This is a genomic window from Methylomonas sp. MgM2, assembly GCF_054172045.1.
The window spans coordinates 81860-100453 of the sequence record NZ_JBSYXO010000012.1 but is presented as its reverse complement, the minus strand read 5'-3'; the positions used below and the strand labels follow the sequence as shown (position 1 = coordinate 100453).

18 protein-coding genes are annotated in these 18594 nt (G+C 46.2%); 6 read left to right on the top strand and 12 right to left on the bottom strand.

Features of this window, described 5'->3' with window-relative positions; genetic code table 11:
• Positions 1 to 7: 7 nt before the first annotated feature.
• Positions 8 to 1225 (bottom strand): glycosyltransferase, encoded by a 1218-nt coding sequence (locus ACW73I_RS11305; protein WP_458029442.1) that lies wholly within the window; start codon positions 1223 to 1225, stop codon positions 8 to 10.
• 382 nt (positions 1226 to 1607) lie between these two features.
• On the opposite strand from ACW73I_RS11305, the gene ACW73I_RS11300 reads away from it, so the two are divergent.
• On the top strand, positions 1608 to 2417 hold the full coding sequence (locus ACW73I_RS11300; RefSeq protein ID WP_458029441.1) for a PEP-CTERM sorting domain-containing protein: 810 nt from the start codon (positions 1608 to 1610) through the stop codon (positions 2415 to 2417).
• 47 nt (positions 2418 to 2464) lie between these two features.
• On the opposite strand, the gene ACW73I_RS11295 is transcribed toward ACW73I_RS11300, so the two are convergent.
• The 9 genes from ACW73I_RS11295 to ACW73I_RS11255 all read right to left on the bottom strand — a co-directional run bounded on the left by ACW73I_RS11295 (position 2465) and on the right by ACW73I_RS11255 (position 11469).
• The gene (locus ACW73I_RS11295; RefSeq protein ID WP_458029440.1) at positions 2465 to 3628 is read right to left on the bottom strand and encodes a hypothetical protein; all 1164 of its coding nucleotides are present in this window, start codon (positions 3626 to 3628) and stop codon (positions 2465 to 2467) included.
• Entirely contained in the window at positions 3621 to 4295 is a 675-nt protein-coding gene (locus ACW73I_RS11290) for an acyltransferase (RefSeq protein ID WP_458029438.1), read from the bottom strand. Before ACW73I_RS11290 ends, ACW73I_RS11295 begins: the two co-directional genes overlap by 8 nt.
• 3 nt (positions 4296 to 4298) lie before the next feature.
• On the bottom strand, positions 4299 to 5009 hold the full coding sequence (locus tag ACW73I_RS11285) for an ATP-binding cassette domain-containing protein (protein WP_458029436.1): 711 nt from the start codon (positions 5007 to 5009) through the stop codon (positions 4299 to 4301).
• The gene (gene devC / locus ACW73I_RS11280; RefSeq protein ID WP_458029434.1) at positions 5009 to 6178 is read right to left on the bottom strand and encodes an ABC transporter permease DevC; all 1170 of its coding nucleotides are present in this window, start codon (positions 6176 to 6178) and stop codon (positions 5009 to 5011) included. The genes ACW73I_RS11285 and devC overlap by 1 nt, the downstream gene beginning before the upstream one ends.
• Positions 6175 to 7086, bottom strand: a complete 912-nt coding sequence (locus ACW73I_RS11275; RefSeq protein ID WP_458029433.1) for an HlyD family efflux transporter periplasmic adaptor subunit — start codon at positions 7084 to 7086, stop codon at positions 6175 to 6177. Before ACW73I_RS11275 ends, devC begins: the two co-directional genes overlap by 4 nt.
• A 325-nt stretch (positions 7087 to 7411) precedes the next feature.
• Positions 7412 to 8800, bottom strand: a complete 1389-nt coding sequence (locus tag ACW73I_RS11270) for a TIGR03013 family XrtA/PEP-CTERM system glycosyltransferase (protein ID WP_458029432.1) — start codon at positions 8798 to 8800, stop codon at positions 7412 to 7414.
• Positions 8801 to 8830: 30 nt separating this feature from the next.
• Entirely contained in the window at positions 8831 to 9517 is a 687-nt protein-coding gene (locus tag ACW73I_RS11265) for a S1C family serine protease (protein ID WP_458029431.1), read from the bottom strand.
• Positions 9518 to 9641: 124 nt separating this feature from the next.
• Positions 9642 to 10295: a YdcF family protein gene (locus ACW73I_RS11260; RefSeq protein ID WP_458029430.1), complete on the bottom strand. Its 654-nt coding sequence runs from the start codon at positions 10293 to 10295 to the stop codon at positions 9642 to 9644.
• 157 nt (positions 10296 to 10452) lie between these two features.
• The gene (locus ACW73I_RS11255) at positions 10453 to 11469 is read right to left on the bottom strand and encodes a tryptophan--tRNA ligase (protein ID WP_458029429.1); all 1017 of its coding nucleotides are present in this window, start codon (positions 11467 to 11469) and stop codon (positions 10453 to 10455) included.
• A 223-nt stretch (positions 11470 to 11692) separates the two neighbouring features.
• Here ACW73I_RS11255 and ACW73I_RS11250 point away from each other — a divergent pair, with 223 nt between their 5' ends.
• Genes ACW73I_RS11250 through ACW73I_RS11240 form a run of 3 tightly spaced genes read left to right on the top strand, consistent with a single transcriptional unit; the run spans position 11693 to position 12880 of the window.
• On the top strand, positions 11693 to 11992 hold the full coding sequence (locus ACW73I_RS11250; RefSeq protein ID WP_458029428.1) for a PilZ domain-containing protein: 300 nt from the start codon (positions 11693 to 11695) through the stop codon (positions 11990 to 11992).
• A gap of 35 nt (positions 11993 to 12027) precedes the next feature.
• Positions 12028 to 12432, top strand: coding sequence for a 6-pyruvoyl trahydropterin synthase family protein (locus tag ACW73I_RS11245; protein ID WP_458029427.1), 405 nt, complete (start codon positions 12028 to 12030; stop codon positions 12430 to 12432).
• 1 nt (position 12433) lies between these two features.
• Complete coding sequence (locus ACW73I_RS11240; protein WP_458029426.1) at positions 12434 to 12880, top strand: DUF1249 domain-containing protein; 447 nt, start codon at positions 12434 to 12436, stop codon at positions 12878 to 12880.
• Here the strand turns inward: ACW73I_RS11240 and recQ are convergent.
• A complete protein-coding gene (recQ, locus tag ACW73I_RS11235; RefSeq protein ID WP_458029425.1) occupies positions 12873 to 15026 on the bottom strand; it encodes a DNA helicase RecQ in 2154 nt (717 codons plus the stop codon). The two genes, ACW73I_RS11240 and recQ, sit on opposite strands and share 8 nt — an antisense overlap.
• 74 nt (positions 15027 to 15100) lie before the next feature.
• Here recQ and gshA point away from each other — a divergent pair, with 74 nt between their 5' ends.
• Positions 15101 to 16687 (top strand): glutamate--cysteine ligase, encoded by a 1587-nt coding sequence (gene gshA / locus ACW73I_RS11230; RefSeq protein ID WP_458029424.1) that lies wholly within the window; start codon positions 15101 to 15103, stop codon positions 16685 to 16687.
• Positions 16684 to 17412: a phosphoadenylyl-sulfate reductase gene (locus ACW73I_RS11225; RefSeq protein ID WP_458029423.1), complete on the top strand. Its 729-nt coding sequence runs from the start codon at positions 16684 to 16686 to the stop codon at positions 17410 to 17412. The genes gshA and ACW73I_RS11225 overlap by 4 nt, the downstream gene beginning before the upstream one ends.
• A 17-nt stretch (positions 17413 to 17429) precedes the next feature.
• Here the strand turns inward: ACW73I_RS11225 and ACW73I_RS11220 are convergent, their stop codons facing one another.
• Positions 17430 to 18035, bottom strand: coding sequence for a Uma2 family endonuclease (locus ACW73I_RS11220; protein ID WP_458029422.1), 606 nt, complete (start codon positions 18033 to 18035; stop codon positions 17430 to 17432).
• Positions 18036 to 18594: the final 559 nt, after the last annotated feature.

The following is an 18594-nucleotide window of genomic DNA, read 5'->3' as shown; positions in this document are numbered from 1 at the left end:
TCGATATTCAACGCAATCTTCTTCCGCAGGCACGATCGATAATCGACGTAACAGTATCCAGTTTTAACGACAAATCTTCAATATCGCAGGTGGGTGTCAGTTTTTTTGACACCACTAGAGCTTGATTCATTGCTGCGCGAATGGATCGCGAGTCTGCTTGTCCAGCACGAACCATAATCCCTTTGCCTGCTTTTACTAATGCCGACATCATTAGGTGTTGATCAAGATTGCTCGGTATTCCGATGATCGCTTTATTTTCAGCCAAGCTTTGATACACCATAGGGCTGCCGCCGTTACAAATCACAATGTCAGCTTTTTTTACAGCCGCTTCTGCTGATAAAAACTCGGTAACGAAAATGTTTGAATAGACTCCCTTGATGATGGTCTTTTTTGCCGTCACGCAAACAGTAGTGACCGGCATACTTGCCAGGACCTCTAATATCATTGGCAACAAACGGCTATCACCAGAGCTTCCTAAAGTAACAAATACAATTGGCTCGTCATCCGGGAGATTGCACCACCATTCGGGCAGCGGCACATCGACGGACCATAATACCGGGCCAATAAAACCATGATTTTCAGGCATAGCCTTCATCGGGACTAGCCCTTCAAGATCCGCATACCACGTGTAATCGGCATGGGTATAGAGTTCTCGCAAATCACAAACCAATGGCATCAAACCGAATTTTCTGCAAGCCCGGTTAAATGCCAGCGTATGAAACTTGAACACCGCCGGCCTGAACAGATCAAACAATCTCTGCGCCAGACGAACACCAACAATCCGGGTCAAAGCCAAATCCGGAACCGGGTAGTCGATGTCGGCATAAGGACTCCAGTAAGCATTGGTAACCGAAGCATATGGAATATTTGCCAGCCGACAACTAATGGCTAGAGAAAGCCGAAAATCGCCTATAACAAAGTCCGGTTTCAGCATTTCAAAAAGCTTTAGATCCTCATCGACATAACTAACCAAATCTGCTGACGTATACAGAGGCAATGCTTTTGCGAGCCTATCAGAGAAAATTTGCGGCGTAATCGAATGCAACGATATCTTAGAAAAACACAATTGGCCAATCAAGCTGTCGTAAGGGCAATCTGCAGCCAGGGTGACTCGATAACCCTGTTCAAACAAGGCATTAGCCAACGCGACACAACGAGCGAGATGCGCAAGAGTAACCGCTTCAGCAAAAAATACTATATGCTTTGAGGTGGAATCATTCATCATATTTAATCGACTTATGGGAAAGTTCAAGACCCGACAATGCTAATGCTCAAGAATTGCATTGAATACCATTTATCTCCATCCACGCTCTTTATGATAAATTCCTATATTTGCATCTTGCCGATCCTGCTCTATAGGCTGGTTGCAACTGAATATTCAGAAAAATAAAACATTGAGTAGACTTTAACTTCAAAGTTCGCCCTTTTAACAAATCATACTCTTTACCAAACTCGGTATGTCAGTTTTTTTTACAATCGCCACCTAATCACTAGCTAATGCCGAGCAAACAATTCGCTATCCCCATGTAATTTCAGTACATTAATGTAATGGCATGCAAATAGCTATATGGTATGTGCATATATAAATCCATTATCGGAGACCCGTTATGAACAAACAACTTTCAATACTTGGCGGCGCAATTGCGCTTTCTTTAAGCATGAACGCGCACGCATATTTACCCGTAGATCTATTTTCCGTGCCAATTTCGGTGGGGAGCGGTGAAATCAAAGACACAACAGCCAACGGCACAGCGGTCTTCGATACAGTTGACGATACATTAGACCCGGGCAGCATTATCGGTGGATGGCGAGATGTTTCGGTAAATCTTATCACCGACAACGCCCCGTTAAATCTAAATAACGGCGTTAGCATGCAGATTGTTGGAGATAACACCTTAGCGTTCAACAACGACACTAACTCGGGCGGCGAAGGCGTGGTTCAATGGAACGGTCAATCAGGCATGCAAGATTTGACCGTAGCCGGTGGCTTTGGTTTAGGCCTTAACGCTTACGATTATGGTAACGCATTTAAGTACGAAACATTGACCGTTGACATCGGCTTTTGGTTCTCTGTCTCTGCGTTCACCGATGAAAATACGTGGACAACATTCGAGCTGTTAACCACAGGCCCAGGCGTTGAAACTATAGCATTTAACTCCTTCGAAACCGCAGTTTGCGGAACCAATACAGCATCGCTTAAAATACTGTGCGGTTCTAACGGCCAAGTAGACATGAGCGACTTGGGCGCACTCGAAGTTAGAATGAACTTGCTTGGCCAATCGCTTGCCGTAGATCTATCTATCAGCCAAATTGAAGCAATTCCTGAACCATCTATCATTGCATTGATGGGTATTGGACTAATGGCCGCCGGTTTTGTGAGCACACGTCGCCGAGATGCTACCGCCATTCAAGCTTAATTGTTAATAGGTTTTACCCATTAATGAAGGCCGTAAGTTCTGAGGAACTACGGCTTTCTGCTTATTCGAGCAACATCTTCCCTTAACGTAAACCCCTTGACATTCCCACCTTTTCCAACACGAAACAAAAACACGCCAAACCTGTCCTTACCTAGCTTTAAACTTGAAAATACTTCAGATAACATGACAAAAGCTTCATTTAATACCTCCCTTTCCCGGACATTATAAATGTCTTCCTGACCAAATTTCCAAGCCCAATAAAATTGCAGTATACTGTTATGCGGCTGAACTGCTAACCCAGACGCCGTCATCTCTAACCAAATCGATTCCAATGCGTTTCCAGCTCTGAGTAGATCATAGGACGACGAAGCTCTGACAGTTAAAAGGCCAATTACTCCACAGTGCATTAACCCAGCGCAAGCCCGACCGGCCTGACTCCTATCCACACCCAACAGATTCATTACACGCATCATACACCATGCTTTAGACATCCAGAAAAACGCTTTTCCAAACCCACAAACACCCATGCTAGGCAATGTGTATCCAGTTTTATCGGCATAAGCATCTTTATCGTTCCAACGTATCATTTTATGTAGCTGTTCGTGCAAATCTTTTCTGGAGAAACGAATCTGTTCAGCACGAGCAGCAGCCCTAAAAACATTTTCTTTATCTTTTTGGCTTGTCAACAACTGCAAGCCCACTCCATCTTGATAGTCAATGGCCGCAGTCAGAGCGGCTAGCTCAAAATCAGCCAAAGGATTATTATCGAACATCGAAGTATTAGTATGCCGGATCCAAATTGCTTTCTCGATAGCCAAATCATGTTCGCTAGGGTATGTGGCCGTACTAAAATTTAACCATATCGTGGCAACAACTAAATTATCGCCGTTAACTTCAGATAGCCACTCAATCCTGGTAGAAATTCCTCTTCCCTGTGCAGCGATTTCAATATTTCTAATAGCAGCGCCGCATGCCAACATTGAATTGAAATGCCCCCAATCATAAAGCGACCGATCACGCGAATCGTCCAATATGACATTGATATAGTCTTCACCCACATCAAACCGCCAAGGCTGGCAGTTATACCAGGATGGCGCCTGGACACCTGCCCGAATAAGATAGGCTATAATTTGTTTACGGCAATCAGGCGTGTCGGCGTAGTTTTGTGGCATCTCAATAACTCGGCGCGAATAAATGGTTTGGTCATTCATTTGTCTCAGCACCTCTAATTCGCTTGGCAGGCACGCCCCCCCAAACTTCACCCGCCGCGATATGAGTACCTTTCTTTACCACCGCACCCGTTGCAACCAGTGCATTATCTTCAATGACACACCCACCGAGCACAACCGCATGCGCGCCGATTGTCACGTTGTTACCCAAACGAATCCTGTAATGAGCTAAACGTTCATTTTCCAGAGCATGTGGAACAATAAGAGCATATTGCCCAATTAATGAATTTGACCCTACTTCGACAAACTGAGGATCTAAAATAATACCCGAGCTATAAGTGTTAGCTCCCAGCTTAGCGCCCAAAGCCAGATAAATCATACGCATAATCGGCAACGGTATCGCTCCGCTACGCATGATTGGGTAAAAAAGAACCAAAAAAAATAACAAATATATATGATAAACAAATTCTTGTTTGCTACCCGTAGGTATTTCTCCTTCTTTTAAAGGCGCTACCCACAAAAAAAGACGAAAGATCAAAAGCGCAAAAATATAAAGAATTATTACACCTAAAAAAGTGAGCACTACGCCGCGAAAGTCGCCTAATTGCAATATGCCAGACAACAAAGACGTGACGACTAAAGTACATCCCAAAATGATGCAGAAGAAAAATGAAAACACCAATATTTGTAAAACATTTATTTGCCTCATTATTTACCGCCCAATACTATCTGGATAAATATCTTCCATCCCGTTCTTAATTATACCGTCCTCTAGCTCTACGATACGGTCAGCAACATCTAAAATTCGATAATCATGCGTTACTAACAGAATAGTAGTGTTAGACTCTTTAGCGAGATGTTTAAGAATATTGACTGCCTCCAAACCACTCTGTTTATCAAGAGAGGCCGTAGGTTCATCGGCTAATACAATTTTTGGTTTGCCCACCAGCGCCCTAGCAATCGACACCCTTTGTCGCTGCCCTCCCGATAATTGCTCTGGTTTGTGGTGCAATCGATCAGACAGACCGACCGCGTCTAGCATTTTCTCAGCTAAATACGAACGTTTCTTTTCAGTCAAACCAGTCTGAATTTCAAGCGCCATGCTAACGTTTTGCAAAGCCGTTAGCGATTTGAGCAGATTATGTTGCTGGAAAATATAGCCCGTTTGGCGACGTATTCTAACCTTGGTCTTTTCGTCACTATTGATCAGTTGCTTTCCCAATACCGATACGCTCCCTTCCATAGCCTGCCTTAAACCGCCAATAATCGTTAAGAACGTCGTTTTACCCGACCCCGAGGGACCTGTCATAATAACAATCTCCCCTTTGCCAATAGTAACGCCAACCTTCTTAAGTACCGGTCTTTGTAGCTCACCAAAGCCGTAGCTAAAATCCAAATTTTGTACGTTTATTATAGACCCCATCAAAACATATCAGCCGGATTGGCCGCCTTCAAACGGCGCATCGCCAACATCCCAGCACTTGCACACATCGATAAAACAAAAACAAACACTGTTATTGCGCGTTCCGTAGTCATTGGCATAGGAATGGATGTTTCAGACCCGGCCAATTGATAAAGGCTTATCGATAAAAAGTAGCCTGGTACAAAACCCAATATAGCGAGAAAGAAAGCCGAAGAAAAAACGACTTTAATGAAATAACTATGCCGATATCCCATTGCTTTCAATGTAGCAAATTCGTTTAAATGGTTTGTTATATCCGTAAATAAAATTTGGTAGACAATCACCATGCCAACCACTAAACCCATCACGGTGCCAAACCCAAAAATAAAACCGATCGGAGCCGTATCAGACCAATAAGCCTTTTCATAAGTTACCAGTTCGTTATATGTAAAGATATTGACATACTCGTTTAGCAATCCTTTCAAATCAGCCTGTACTTGTTTAACATTAGCCCCCGGCTTAAGCCGAATTATTCCAAGGTCGATTTTATCGATATTCCGATTCGGAAATATTCTCAAGAAATTTAAATCGCTCGTAACAACGTTTCCATCGGCAGCAAAAGAAACACCTAGATGAAAAAGACCAATAAATTTGATTTTATAATCGTTAATTTCCGTAACATTATTTCCCTCGGAGATAAGCTGACGCATAGGACCAAAAAACGGCCGCGACGATTCATCAAACAATGCGGTATCTTTGAGAATTAGCTGTTTGCGATATGTTCTGACTTCGTCAAGAGTCATAAGCTGAGCATTAGGATCGAAACCATATACCATCAACGTCCTCTTGATATGGGTCTGGATATTTTTAAATTGCCCCAAAGACAGATATAAGGGATATGCCTCTGTCACTTCGGCATGCCCTAACGAGCGCATTAACTCACTACGCTCATATGGAACCGCCCGCCACATTGCCTCCGTCTGTTTATGCATGACGAATAAATCACCATCTAAGTTCGTCGGTGCTGATGCGGCACTCGCATAAAGAGAATCTTTAAATCCCAGCTGCATGAATACTAAAACACAGGCAAATAGGACTCCACTTATCGCGGCAATAAGTTTCGGCTTCTCGTGGATCAATTGTCTCCAAGCTAATCGTCCAGCAAAATAGAATTCGGTAACTAGGTTCACAATTTTATCCGCACGCGAACTTGACGATATATTTGATGCTTCAAATCGGAGACAGCTTGATCGTCAAGCGTGACGCGGACTTCGATTATCCTGTTATCGCGATCAGCTAATGGATCGGTATCATTCTCATCGTTCTTCCGCACTTGGAAACCAAGCTCACGAACAACACCAGAATAAAATGACTCTATTCCGTCAAGACGAATTTCTGCAGTTTGACCAATTTGCACCTTCGGTAAATCAGTTTCATATATCTCAGCAACTACATCAAGCTGAGATAAATCAGCCATCTCTAATAAGCCTCCATCTCCAATTCTTTCACCCGGCCACGCATGTATCTTTAAAACGGTTCCGGTAATGGGCGCCAGAATCACGGCATTTTTAAAATCTTCTTCAGCAATTTTTTGATTCGCTTTAGCTAAAGAAATTTCGGCTTGTAACTGCCGAATTGATGCCCTCGCTTGTTGAAAAGCGAGGTATTTAGATTCAATTAAGGAATCGCTCGCCAACGACTTAGGAGCGAGGGCATTATATCTTTTAAATTCGTTTTCAGTGTACTTTAAATTGACTTGTTCCGAATCCAATTTTGCAAGAAGTGCATTAACGTTCGCTTTCTGTACATTAATATCGGCTTGCTTTTTATCATGATCAGCCAATACCGCTAAAACACTTCCTTGTTGAATAGTATCGCCCTCTCGAACAAGTAATTGGCTAATATTCACCCCTTCCGCGCCAGCATTGTGGGAAACATTGATTATTCTAGATCTAGGTTCAATTCTTCCTAAGGCACCAACCGAATCTAAAGGTACGGATTGCAAAGATTCATGTTGATTAGCCAAGCTAACAGATAAAAATGAACCCACAGCCAATATCATAAACACTGTCGATATGTTAATTTTTTTAAGAATCATTATTTTAACTCTAATAAAGTTTCAAATAAGTAAATATTAATTCTTTATAAAAGATAACTCATCAGAACACTATGTGTTTTTAATAAGTTATCACGCAATTACTCGCCAGCGCGTTCACACTTCAATTAAAATAAAGAGTTAAATATCTATTTCAAGAACAGTTTACGCCCGTTTATAATATAGTACCAAATACCTGCGTCGAGGTTGAGCCATTAACCCCCCACCCTTCTAAGATTACCTATCAAGTTTCTTTATGGCTACATTAATAATACAGCATAATAAAACAACCAAAAAATATTAAAAATTATTAACTTTATATAATTATTTACCTAGCCCCTCTTCCCCACAAAACCACTTCAACGGTACTCATCATAATTGCCAAATCCAAAAACAAACTGTAATTTTTGACATAGTACAAATCATATTGTAGTTTCTGCCACGTATCGTGTTCACTAGCCCCGTAAGGATAGCAAAGCTGAGCCCAACCCGTGATTCCCGGTTTTACCCTATGCCGCTCTTTATAATAGGGTATGGTCTTCTCGAATCCTTCGACAAATTCCGGCCTTTCGGGTCGAGGACCGACAAAACTCATCTCACCTTTCAATACGTTAAATAATTGCGGCAATTCGTCGATCCGAACTTTTCGTATGAACTTACCCACCCGAGTAACCCTGTCGTCCGCCGTGCTGGCCCACTGCGCCCCGTTTTTTTCCGCATCCACTCGCATGCTACGGAATTTAATGACTTTGAACGGCTTATCTCGGTAGCCGACTCGGATTTGCCGATATAAAACCGGCGCCCCGAAACCGCTCTCGATATAAATTGCCAGTGCCGTAATAAGCATCACCCACCAGCTAACGCTGAGCAGCAAAATACTCGCAATGACGTCGAAAGAACGTTTAATGATAGGCCGCATGCCATCGTTGACAAACCCGTCGGAAAATACCAGCCAGCTTGGAGTCAACGTTTTCAAAAATACCAGGCGTTGCTCTCTTTCATAAAAGGTTTGTAAGTCCATGACAATTATTCCGGACATCTTGACATCCAGTAAGTCATCGACCGGCAATTTTTTCCGTCTATCGTCAATAGCGATGACAACTTCATCTACTTTTTCGTTACTGATGACATTCGCCAGCGTCAAATCATCGCTTAGCGTGATGGGGTTAGGTACGGCGACTTGCGAGTCATCTAATGCGACGTAACCCACAATATCAAAACCCCGGTACACGTAGCTGGAATTAATCACTTCAAGCTCACTCGCGCGCTTGCCACACCCCATAACAAGGACCCGTCGCTTTAATTTATCAAGATTGACAAACCGGTAAAATAAATAACGGGTTAGCAATATGCCTACAAACGAAAATACCAGCGCGGAAATCAGCACACTGCGCGCCAGCATCAAATCAGGAACGACGTAATAGATGAAAACCAACGCGAAAATTGCAAAGACAAAACTGTAATTGATCCGTTCCAGCAGATTATATTCTTCCCTATCTAAGGTTTTTCGATATAACCCAAAAAAGGAACAACTCGTAGTAAATACAACGGAGAACACCAATGAGGCCAGAATCATTTCCTCGGTTGAATACCATGAAGAAGTATACAGAAACCGGATAGCACTGCCCCAGTGCATAGCCAAATAAAACACCAACCATTCGGCCAACATCAGCCCTAAATAGGCAGTCGAAATATAGTGTCTAAATATTCTTATCATTATGGGATTCTCGTTCGCTATTTCAGTAACTTACTTTATGTTTTTTTGCGCTAATAAATGGCTGATATGCTCGGATGGTATCGCATAAGAAATACCGCTGGGATGGCTAATCGCATTTTCCTTACTTCCTTGCACGAACACTTTGTTGATGATGCCGATTACCTCACCGGTATCGATATCATATAAAGGACTACCGCTGTTGCCGGGATAGGCCGTCGCATCCAACTGAAATATATCGTAGGGCGCAGCCAGTTTTTTTAGCATTTTGATGTTTAATTGTTTGCTCGCAAGAACCGGAATTGCGTTCGGAGAAATTGCGGAAATAATACTGCGATGTGTGACGGGATATATTCCCAATACCATCCCGATTGGATAGCCCGTAAAGGCATACAACTCACCTTCCCTAACCCGATTAGAGTCGCCAATTTTAAGCGCAGGTAACTTTCCTTCGTTTAATTTTAATAAGGCCAGATCATGTTCATTGTCCGTGGCTATCAAGTCAGCCACCAGCATTTTTTCATTCTGGTCTTGCCTGAAAAACACCGCAAAACGCTCAAGACGCGCCGGATTTAAACCTTTAGCAGTAACATGGGCGTTTGTAACCACGTATTGACCATCTGCAACGGCAAAACCGGTTCCTAGAAACACCGCGCGAGGATTCCGTGTCGGCATATAGGTCCCGATAGCGACCACTGCCGGTTTTATTCGTTTTAACATATCCGGCAGATTCGCTTCGGCAGAACCGGCTGTTGCGTTATCGATAAGGAAAAAACCAATTAAAAAAAATATCGGTCTAAATAACATTTTACCCCCATTTTTCTCTTATCCGATGAACAATCGGTTAATAGCGAATCAAATACCAAAGCATACCCAGGCTTTCATGCGCCAGTAAAAAGCTATTCATCAACGAAGCCGACGATGGTAAAAAATCAAATATCGTAAAATCAATCGGCCCACCCCACTGATCGGTTATGAACGCCGTCGGAGCAGGAAGTACAGTAAACCCCGCCCTAGTAAATTCTCGCAACGCCCTGGGCATGTGATAGGCCTGAGTCACTAGAACAATATTCTTAACACCAAACCGACTTAACATGTCATGACTAAAACGTGCATTTTCTTGCGTATTCCGACTTTGCGGTTCTTTCCAGGCCACCGGGATATTGAATTCCTTTTCCAACACCCCAGCCATGACCGATGCTTCCGAAGGATATTCGGAACTGCGTTCCGAACTGAAAACCCGGCCGCCCGAAACTAAAACCGGCAAGTGAAATTGTTTAGCCAATATCGCCGCATAGCGCAGACGCGCCAATGTTCTGGTATTAACGGTCAAATTCTGACCGTACTCGGCGTATTTAGACAATCCGCCGCCGATCACGACCAGTGCTTGCGGCCCGGATTGCTGAACCCGACTAAAATCCAGCGGCGGAATGCGTTCCAAAAGCCGCGCCAAGTTACAGCTCACTATCGGCAGACTAAGCAATATAAGGATAGTCAAACTTGCGCTTAATAAAGGAAGCCCAAATTGACGCCTCCTAAAAATTAGCCCAAACCACGCCAAAATCAATAGCGAGCCGGGCGGTAATAGTATTATTTTGATGATATAGATTAAAGTGATTGAATCCTGCCAACTCACGTTTGCAAAAATTCACGTCTTAATCAAGCGATATGCGAGATATCCCCACCGCTTCACGCAATTGTTGGATAAACGGCCTACTGATTTCTCTGGCCTTTTGCGCACCGAACTGCAATTGCTCCTCGATATGCGCCGGAGCGCCCAGCAACGCTTCGTAACGCTCGCGAGCAGGAGCGATTTCATCATTGATTTTCTCGAACAAAATTTGCTTCATCTCGCCCCAACCGATTCCGTCGGCGTAGCGCTTGCGGATCTCGCCGACTTCATGGCTATTTGCAAAGGCCTGATAGATCCCGAATAGCGTGCAGCCTTCGGTGTCTTTAGGTTCTCCAGGCTCTTGTGAATTGGTTTTGATCTTATTGATCAGCTTGCGAAGTTTTTTTTCCGGCTCAAACAATGGAATCGTATTGTTATAGCTTTTGCTCATCTTGCGACCGTCCAAACCTAATAATGTGGACGCGTTTTCGTCCAGAACGGCTTCAGGTAAAACGAAGTGTTCACCGTAGATATGATTGAATCGACTGGCAATATCACGCGCCATTTCAATATGTTGAATCTGATCTTTTCCTACCGGCACCTTATTCGCGTTAAACATCAGAATATCGGCTGCCATCAGGATCGGGTAGCAAAACAAGCCCATCGTGATTCCTTTATCCGGATCATTACCGCCCACTTCTTCATTCTCCGCTACAGCGGCCTTGTAAGCGTGAGCCCGATTCATTAAGCCCTTGGCGGTGACGCAGGTCAGCATCCAAGTCAATTCCAGAATTTCCGGCACATCCGACTGCCGGTAGAAAACCGCATTAGAGGTGTCTAGGCCCAAGGCCAGCCAAGTAGCCGCGATTTCCAAACTTGACTGCTTAACTCGGGCCGGTTCGCTGCATTTGATCAATGCATGGTAATCGGCCAAAAAATAAAACGGCCTGACCTGCTCGTCCCTACTGGCTTCGATCGCGGGACGAATCGCACCCGCATAATTTCCTAAATGGGGAGTACCCGTCGTCGTTATACCGGTCAGAACAATCGATTTGCTCATGCTGCTACCTATGCGCTCTTCATAAAGATATTTAGTAAAGCATATGATTCTACACAATTCATTACAGATCGTCAGACCCAGTCAAAATACGCCGCCAATCAGAGTTAACAGAACGAAGCCCGGCTTTTTTGAAAGCGGCCACAAGCACTCGTTTTTTATAGTAAACTTGACCCCGATTTATTGGTCGTCACGCAAGCAAATTAACATATGTCGGAGGAACCTGATGCTGACTCATGACGAAAGACGCGATTACATCCGGATGGATGTCGATTGTGAAATTATCTATAAACTGGCCGACTCCAACGATGCAAAAACCGGCAAATGCCTGACCCTGAGTGGAGCGGGCGTTTCATTTGTCGCCGACCAAACATTCGAACCCGGCTTGGCCATGGAAATTACCATTGCACCGAAAAACAAAATCACACCGCCTATGACCGCCTATATCGAAGTTGTCCGCAGCAGCAAACGCGATGCCGATGAATATGAAATTGCCGCCGTAATCAAAGGCATCAAAGGCAATTAAACTCCACCAGTGTTCGTTAGGGACGCGTTTCATATATGTATATCATCACCAAAGAAATTTATTTTTGTTACGGACACCGGTTGATGAATCATCCCGGCAAGTGCCGCAATTTGCACGGACACAGCGTTAAAGCCAGCATCTCCATCAAAAGCGAACAGTTAGACGAGCAAGGCATGGTTTGCGACTTTGCCGATGTACGCGATGCGGTAGAGACATTCGTCGACCAATATCTGGATCATAATTTTTTATTACATAAAGACGACCCGATTATTCCTGCATTAGTGGCGAATAACGAACGTTTCATGGCAATCGACGAACACCCGACCGCCGAAGTATTGAGCAAAATGATTTACCGGCATTTAAAGCAAAAAGGCTTAAATGTCGATCAAGTAGTACTCTGGGAAACCGCCAGTGCTTACGCCTGTTACCGGGAAGAATGACATGGGACAGTTGCGGCTGATTAACACTTCCCTCTGTCTGGAGAGCATTTGCGAGTCGAACTATCATAAGCTGCTATACCTGATCCCTAACCTACACTCGCTGAAGAAAACCGCCATCGGCCACACCGATAACCATCCGGCCCTGCATCTGGATATTTTGGAACGCAATCCTTACACTTTGACCATAGAACTGAGCCATCGCTTTAAACAGCCGTTCTCCGAGCTGTTCGCCCCCGCGGTAAAAATCCGCATTTATTTGGATGCTAAATTAGCCGAGGTGATTCGCGATAACGATCGCCCCAGCGTCAATCGCGTCTACCAAAATCCCGGCCGAACCGTGGAAATACAACAATACAAATGGCAGCTGAATTATTTTTTGCAAAAATGGCTGGACCATTGCCTGAAAACCGAATATCAGTTTGCCGAGGCAAGCGATTGCGTCATCTGAGACGCCGTAGCAAAGCCGCCCTGACACAACGCAGCTCGCCGTAACTATAAGAACCGCCAAGCGCTTCGTATGCCGGCTTCAACGCATTTCGCTGTTGCTCGGGCAGAGCCAGCAGCACCGACTCTATGTCGGCAACTTCTTTTTCCGACAAATTCAACACCTCGTCGATTTGCACCGCACCGCTCTCCAAACCCTTGGCTAAATGCGCATAGACCGTATCCTCCTTCAAACCCCGTTGCCGGGCCACTTGTTCGATACTATAGCCCAGCCTGAACAAACCTAAGGTTTCGCCGACCGTATCGCTGAAAGGCTCATCTCCACTCTCGTCAAACTCCGCCAGAACGGCCAAGAATTCGTCACCGTACATGGCGAGCTTTCGCTCTCCAATCCCGGAGATGAATCCCAATTGTTCGTGATTCCGCGGTCTGCGTTCGATCATCGCCATTAAAGTGGCGTCGTGAAAAATCACATAAGGCGGCACATCCTGTTCATCGGCCAACTCCCGGCGCTTGGCGCGCAAGGCATTCCACAAGGCGCTATCGGCAGTGTCCATTCGAGTTTTTTCATGTTTATCGCGCCCGGACCTGGCCCGTTGCACTTCCTTGCGCAACATTAACGTTTGCTCGCCTCGCAACACAGGCCTGCAAGCATCGGTCAATTTCAAACCGCCGTAGCTGTCAAAATCGACCTCCACCAACGACTTAGCCACCAGCTGACGAAATACCGAACGCCACTGTTTTTCATCCAAGTCCTTGCCGATGCCGAATGTCGACTGCTCATGGTGTCCGTTCTGCCGGATACGCTCATCATCTTTGCCGCGCAACACCTCGATCAAATAGCTCACTCCGAAGCGCTGGCCGGTGCGGTAAACGGCCGACAGGGCCTGCTGCGCGGCAGTCGTCCCGTCCCAGGTCTCAACCGGCTCCAGACAGGTATCGCAATTGCCGCACTCGTGCTCCATCCGGTCGCCGAAATAGCCCAGCAAAGCCTGGCGCCGGCAACTCACCATCTCGCACAAGGCCAGCATCGCATCCAATTTATGGTATTCGATGCGCTTATGCGCCTCATCGGCAGTTGACGACGCCAGCATTTGCCGCAAGGTAATCACATCCTGTAGACCGTAAGCCATCCAGGCATTCGCCGGCAAGCCGTCACGGCCTGCCCGGCCGGTTTCCTGATAATAAGCCTCTATACTCTTGGGCAAATCCAAATGAGCCACGAAACGCACATTCGGTTTATCTATGCCCATGCCGAATGCGATGGTCGCAACGATGACCAAGCCGTCTTCCATCAAGAATTGATGCTGATTATTCCTGCGCTGATCGTTGCTCATGCCGGCGTGATAGGGCAAAGCGCGCACACCTTTTTGGTTCAGCCAGTCCGCGGTTTCTTCCACTTTTTTGCGCGACAGGCAATAGACGATACCCGTGTCGCCATCGTGTTCGGAACGAATAAAACTCAGCAATTGCTGCCGGGCATTGTCTTTTTGCACGATGCGATAGCGGATATTCGGGCGATCGAAACCGCTGACAAACACCCGAGCGTTTTCCAAGGCCAAGCGCACGATAATTTCCTGACGGGTTTTTTCGTCGGCCGTAGCGGTCAGCGCGATGCGCGGCACTTCCGGATACCATTGATGCAACACCGACAATTGCAAGTAATCGGCGCGAAAATCGTGGCCCCATTGCGAGACGCAATGGGCTTCGTCGATTGCGAACAGCGCGATCGGGCAACGCTCGAACAATGTCTGAGTACGCGGGTTCGACAGCCGCTCCGGCGCGATATAAAGCAAGTCCAATTCGCCGTTTAGTAAAGTCTGCTCGGTCTCTCGGACTTGTTCCAAAGACAGCGTGGAGTTCAAATAAGCCGCCCGCACGCCCAATTGATGCAGAGCGTTGACCTGATCCTGCATCAATGCGATTAAAGGCGAAACCACAATACCGACGCCGTCCCGTACTAGAGCCGGAATCTGATAGCACAAGGACTTACCGCCACCGGTGGGCATCAATACCAATACATCCCGGCCGGCGATTAATTGTTCGATTATCGTTTGCTGCTGACCGCGAAAACTGTCGTAACCGAATACCGATTGCAAAACTTGCAGCGCGGCATCGTCGTCGGCGGATTTGGGATAATGTTTCTGCAATGCTGTGTGACCCTATATAATGCAGCGATTATACCAGCACTCGGCTGACGCTCATGCCATAGCGATTCGGATACATGAACAGTAAAAACACCAACTTTCCCGCCCGTCTAAAATACCTGATCGACCACAATCTCCAGCACTTATTGCAACTGGGACTCAAGGGCATAGAAAAAGAAAGCCTGCGCATCAGCCGTTCCGGCGCCATCGCACAAACACCGCACCCGCGATCGCTAGGCTCCGCACTCACGCACCCTTACATCACTACCGACTATTCGGAAGCTTTACTCGAATTCATCACCCCGCCGTTTGCCGATGTCAAGCAAACCTTGGGCTACATGCATCAGATTCACCAGTTCGTCTATTCGCAATTAGGCGATGAAATGCTGTTGGCAACTAGCATGCCTTGCGGCATCGACGGCGACTTGAGCGTACCGATCGCCGAATACGGCCATTCCAACGTCGGGAAAATGAAATACGTTTACCGAAAGGGTCTATGGCATCGTTACGGACGTACGATGCAAGCGATTGCGGGCATCCATTTCAATTACTCGGTACCGCAAGCATTATGGCCCATACTGCACAGACAAGCGGGCAACCGCGGGCCGCTGCAACATTTTATTTCCAACGCGTATTTCGGATTAATTCGGAATTTTCAACGCCAAGGCTGGTTGCTACTCTATTTGTTCGGCGCGTCGCCGGCCATCTGCAAGAGCTTCTTCAATAGCCGTCCGCAGTTCATGAAGGAATTTGAAGAATTCGATAGTCAAACTTTATATCACCCCTACGCCACATCGCTACGAATGAGCGACATCGGCTACAAGAGCAAAAATCAGGCGGGACTGAAGATCGATTACAACTCGTTGGACGGCTATGTCGAAAGCCTCAGCGCCGCGATCACCACGCCCTACCCCGAATACGAAAAAATCGGCGTTACAGTGAACGGCGAATATCAACAGCTTAACGCTAACATTTTACAAATCGAAAACGAATTTTATAGCACCATCCGCCCTAAACAGGTGGCGGAATCCGGCGAGAAACCGACTTTGGCATTAAAACGCCGCGGCGTAATGTATGTGGAAGTGCGGTCACTGGATTTAAACTTGTTTAACCCGATAGGCATAGAAGAAAGCACCACCCGATTCCTCGAGGCGTTTTTACTGAGCTGCTTACTGCACGACAGCCCTCCCCAAGCCGAGGACGAATTCGACATCAATAACGCGAACCAATTACTGGTCGCCAATAGAGGCCGCGAACCCGGCTTAATGTTGAACCGAAACGGCGCCCCTATCGGCTTGCAAACCTGGGCCCACAAAATATTGGATGCCATGCAGCCGATATGCGCACTGTTAGACCAAGGCAGTTTGGACAAACCCTACCAGTTGGCATTGCAACAACAACAGGCCATGGTGGACAATCCGGCGCTGACCCCGTCGGCACACATCCTGGCTTGCATGGGCCAAAACAACCAGCAATTCGGCTGTTTCGCCGGCAAGACATCAGCCTTGCACAAGCACTATTTTCTGGCCCAGCCCCTGGACTTTCAGACGCAGCAACAATTCATCGCCATGGCTGAAAACTCGATACAAAAACAAGCCGCTATCGAAGCCGCCGACACCCTCTCTTTCGACGATTTTCTGACCCGTTATTTCGCACAATCATGACAAAATTTGACCTAAATACTGTCCAAACGGAACTTCAAGGCAAAAATCCCCGCACGATTTTAAAATCGGCTTTGGCGCATTTCGAAAACATCGCCATTTCTTTTAGCGGCGCCGAGGACGTGGTGTTAATCGATTTAGCCGTGCAAATCCGTAAAGATATCCGAGTATTCTCGCTCGACACCGGCCGTCTGCACCCGGAGACTTATCGTTTCCTGGAAAAAGTTCGCAATCATTATCAAATCGACATCGAAATCCTAAGCCCGAACCACGAACAACTCGAAGCCTTGGTTAAAGCCAAGGGTCTGTTCAGTTTTTACGAAGACGGACACAGCGAATGTTGCGGCATCCGCAAAGTAGAACCTTTGAAACGTAAACTGGCGACATTAGATGCTTGGATCACCGGTCAGCGCAGAGACCAAAGCATTGATACGCGAGGCGATATTCCGGAAGTGCAGCCCGATACGGCTTTTTCGAATGCAAATAGGCAGCTGATCAAATTTAATCCCCTGTTAAATTGGACTTCCGCCCAAGTATGGGATTACATCGAAGCCTATCAAGTACCGTTCAACGACTTGCATCATCGCGGCTATATCAGCATAGGCTGCGAACCTTGCACACGGCCGGTGTTACCGAATCAGCACGAACGCGCCGGACGCTGGTGGTGGGAAGATGCGACCAAAAAAGAATGCGGTTTGCATATAGGGAATTTTAAGGCAGACACCTGACCGTCCACGCGCGAATATCAAGCCGATTCGCCAGGTAATTCCTGTCTTTTTTGCTCCAGAAAAGCCGCGACGTCTTCGTTGTCGACCTGGTCGTATATCGCTTCTACCGGCACGGCGATATTGAGCGAATGAAAAACGATTTCATCGCCCAAATAAAAATAATTTGATTGCCAACCGTCCTTACGGCTAAAAACCTGAATTTCGCCCTTGTCTTGTTCGACCAGCAAGTATTCTTCCAGGGTCGGCAGCGATTGACAGCGTAAGCGTTTTCGACTTTGGTCGAATTTTCGCGTGGTTTTGGACAACACCTCGACGATAATGGTCGGCGAGGTTTTGTAATAAGTATTCTCGTGATCTTCCCGGCAAACGACCATCACATCCGGATAGAAAAAATCCTCCGCCACCCGAAGCTTCATATCCGCCATGAATGTACGGCAAGGCCGGCCTTTCAAGCGGTTTTTAAATTCACTGAAGATATTACCAGCCAGCAAATTGTGGTTCTCGCTGGCACCGCCCATCGCATAGATTTCGCCGTCGACGAGCTGGTGTTTTTTGCCTGTCGACGCTTCCCATCGCAAATACTCTTCAGCACTCAAATGCGTTAAAACTGATTGTAACGCCATCTAAACCACCCCAATGCCGTATTCAATGAATGACCCGCAACTTACCGAAAAAATAGCGCTTTCGTCAAATTCTATTGGCAGTATTACGAGCAATTGAATATCGACTATCTGAATATTGTAGTTGGCGTCTATTTCAGGCCGTTGTTTTGCCGAGCGAAGACGAAGAATTCAGTCTCGAATCATTTCCCTCACGGTCATGAAAAAGCTGCATCGCTCCGGAAAATGAAAGTTACATTGACAGAGTCAAAACGAGCAAGCCGGAAAGATTGGCAATCACTGCGATAGCTGAAGCAACCGCACTCCTCAATGCGGCTTTGAGTGAAAAAGCTTTAGCTTTTTCTAAGTCTCCCGGTGCCTCGCTCACCATGATTTTCACATTAAAATGAGCCGGAGTTTTACCATACCGGAAACGTTAAACAGATCTGAATTATGATCATGCGCGCTGCCATCGGCTGCCGTGACAGCCCTACTTTCCGGAATATTTCCATTTATGTCGTTATCAAAGCTGTTTCCGTCGGGAGGCTATCAAGAACCGGCATTACCATCGGTCCCACCTTAA

Coding starts and splice junctions, on each gene's coding strand:
- ACW73I_RS11305 (WP_458029442.1), bottom strand. CDS start 1,225: ATGATGAATGATTCCACCTCAAAGCATATAGTATTTTTTGCTGAAGCG.
- ACW73I_RS11225 (WP_458029423.1), top strand. CDS start 16,684: ATGACAAAATTTGACCTAAATACTGTCCAAACGGAACTTCAAGGCAAA.
- ACW73I_RS11275 (WP_458029433.1), bottom strand. CDS start 7,086: ATGATTCTTAAAAAAATTAACATATCGACAGTGTTTATGATATTGGCT.
- ACW73I_RS11245 (WP_458029427.1), top strand. CDS start 12,028: ATGTATATCATCACCAAAGAAATTTATTTTTGTTACGGACACCGGTTG.
- ACW73I_RS11270 (WP_458029432.1), bottom strand. CDS start 8,800: ATGATAAGAATATTTAGACACTATATTTCGACTGCCTATTTAGGGCTG.
- ACW73I_RS11265 (WP_458029431.1), bottom strand. CDS start 9,517: ATGTTAAAACGAATAAAACCGGCAGTGGTCGCTATCGGGACCTATATG.
- ACW73I_RS11300 (WP_458029441.1), top strand. CDS start 1,608: ATGAACAAACAACTTTCAATACTTGGCGGCGCAATTGCGCTTTCTTTA.
- ACW73I_RS11220 (WP_458029422.1), bottom strand. CDS start 18,035: ATGGCGTTACAATCAGTTTTAACGCATTTGAGTGCTGAAGAGTATTTG.
- ACW73I_RS11295 (WP_458029440.1), bottom strand. CDS start 3,628: ATGAATGACCAAACCATTTATTCGCGCCGAGTTATTGAGATGCCACAA.
- ACW73I_RS11255 (WP_458029429.1), bottom strand. CDS start 11,469: ATGAGCAAATCGATTGTTCTGACCGGTATAACGACGACGGGTACTCCC.
- ACW73I_RS11290 (WP_458029438.1), bottom strand. CDS start 4,295: ATGAGGCAAATAAATGTTTTACAAATATTGGTGTTTTCATTTTTCTTC.
- gshA (WP_458029424.1), top strand. CDS start 15,101: ATGAACAGTAAAAACACCAACTTTCCCGCCCGTCTAAAATACCTGATC.
- ACW73I_RS11285 (WP_458029436.1), bottom strand. CDS start 5,009: ATGGGGTCTATAATAAACGTACAAAATTTGGATTTTAGCTACGGCTTT.
- ACW73I_RS11240 (WP_458029426.1), top strand. CDS start 12,434: ATGGGACAGTTGCGGCTGATTAACACTTCCCTCTGTCTGGAGAGCATT.
- ACW73I_RS11250 (WP_458029428.1), top strand. CDS start 11,693: ATGCTGACTCATGACGAAAGACGCGATTACATCCGGATGGATGTCGAT.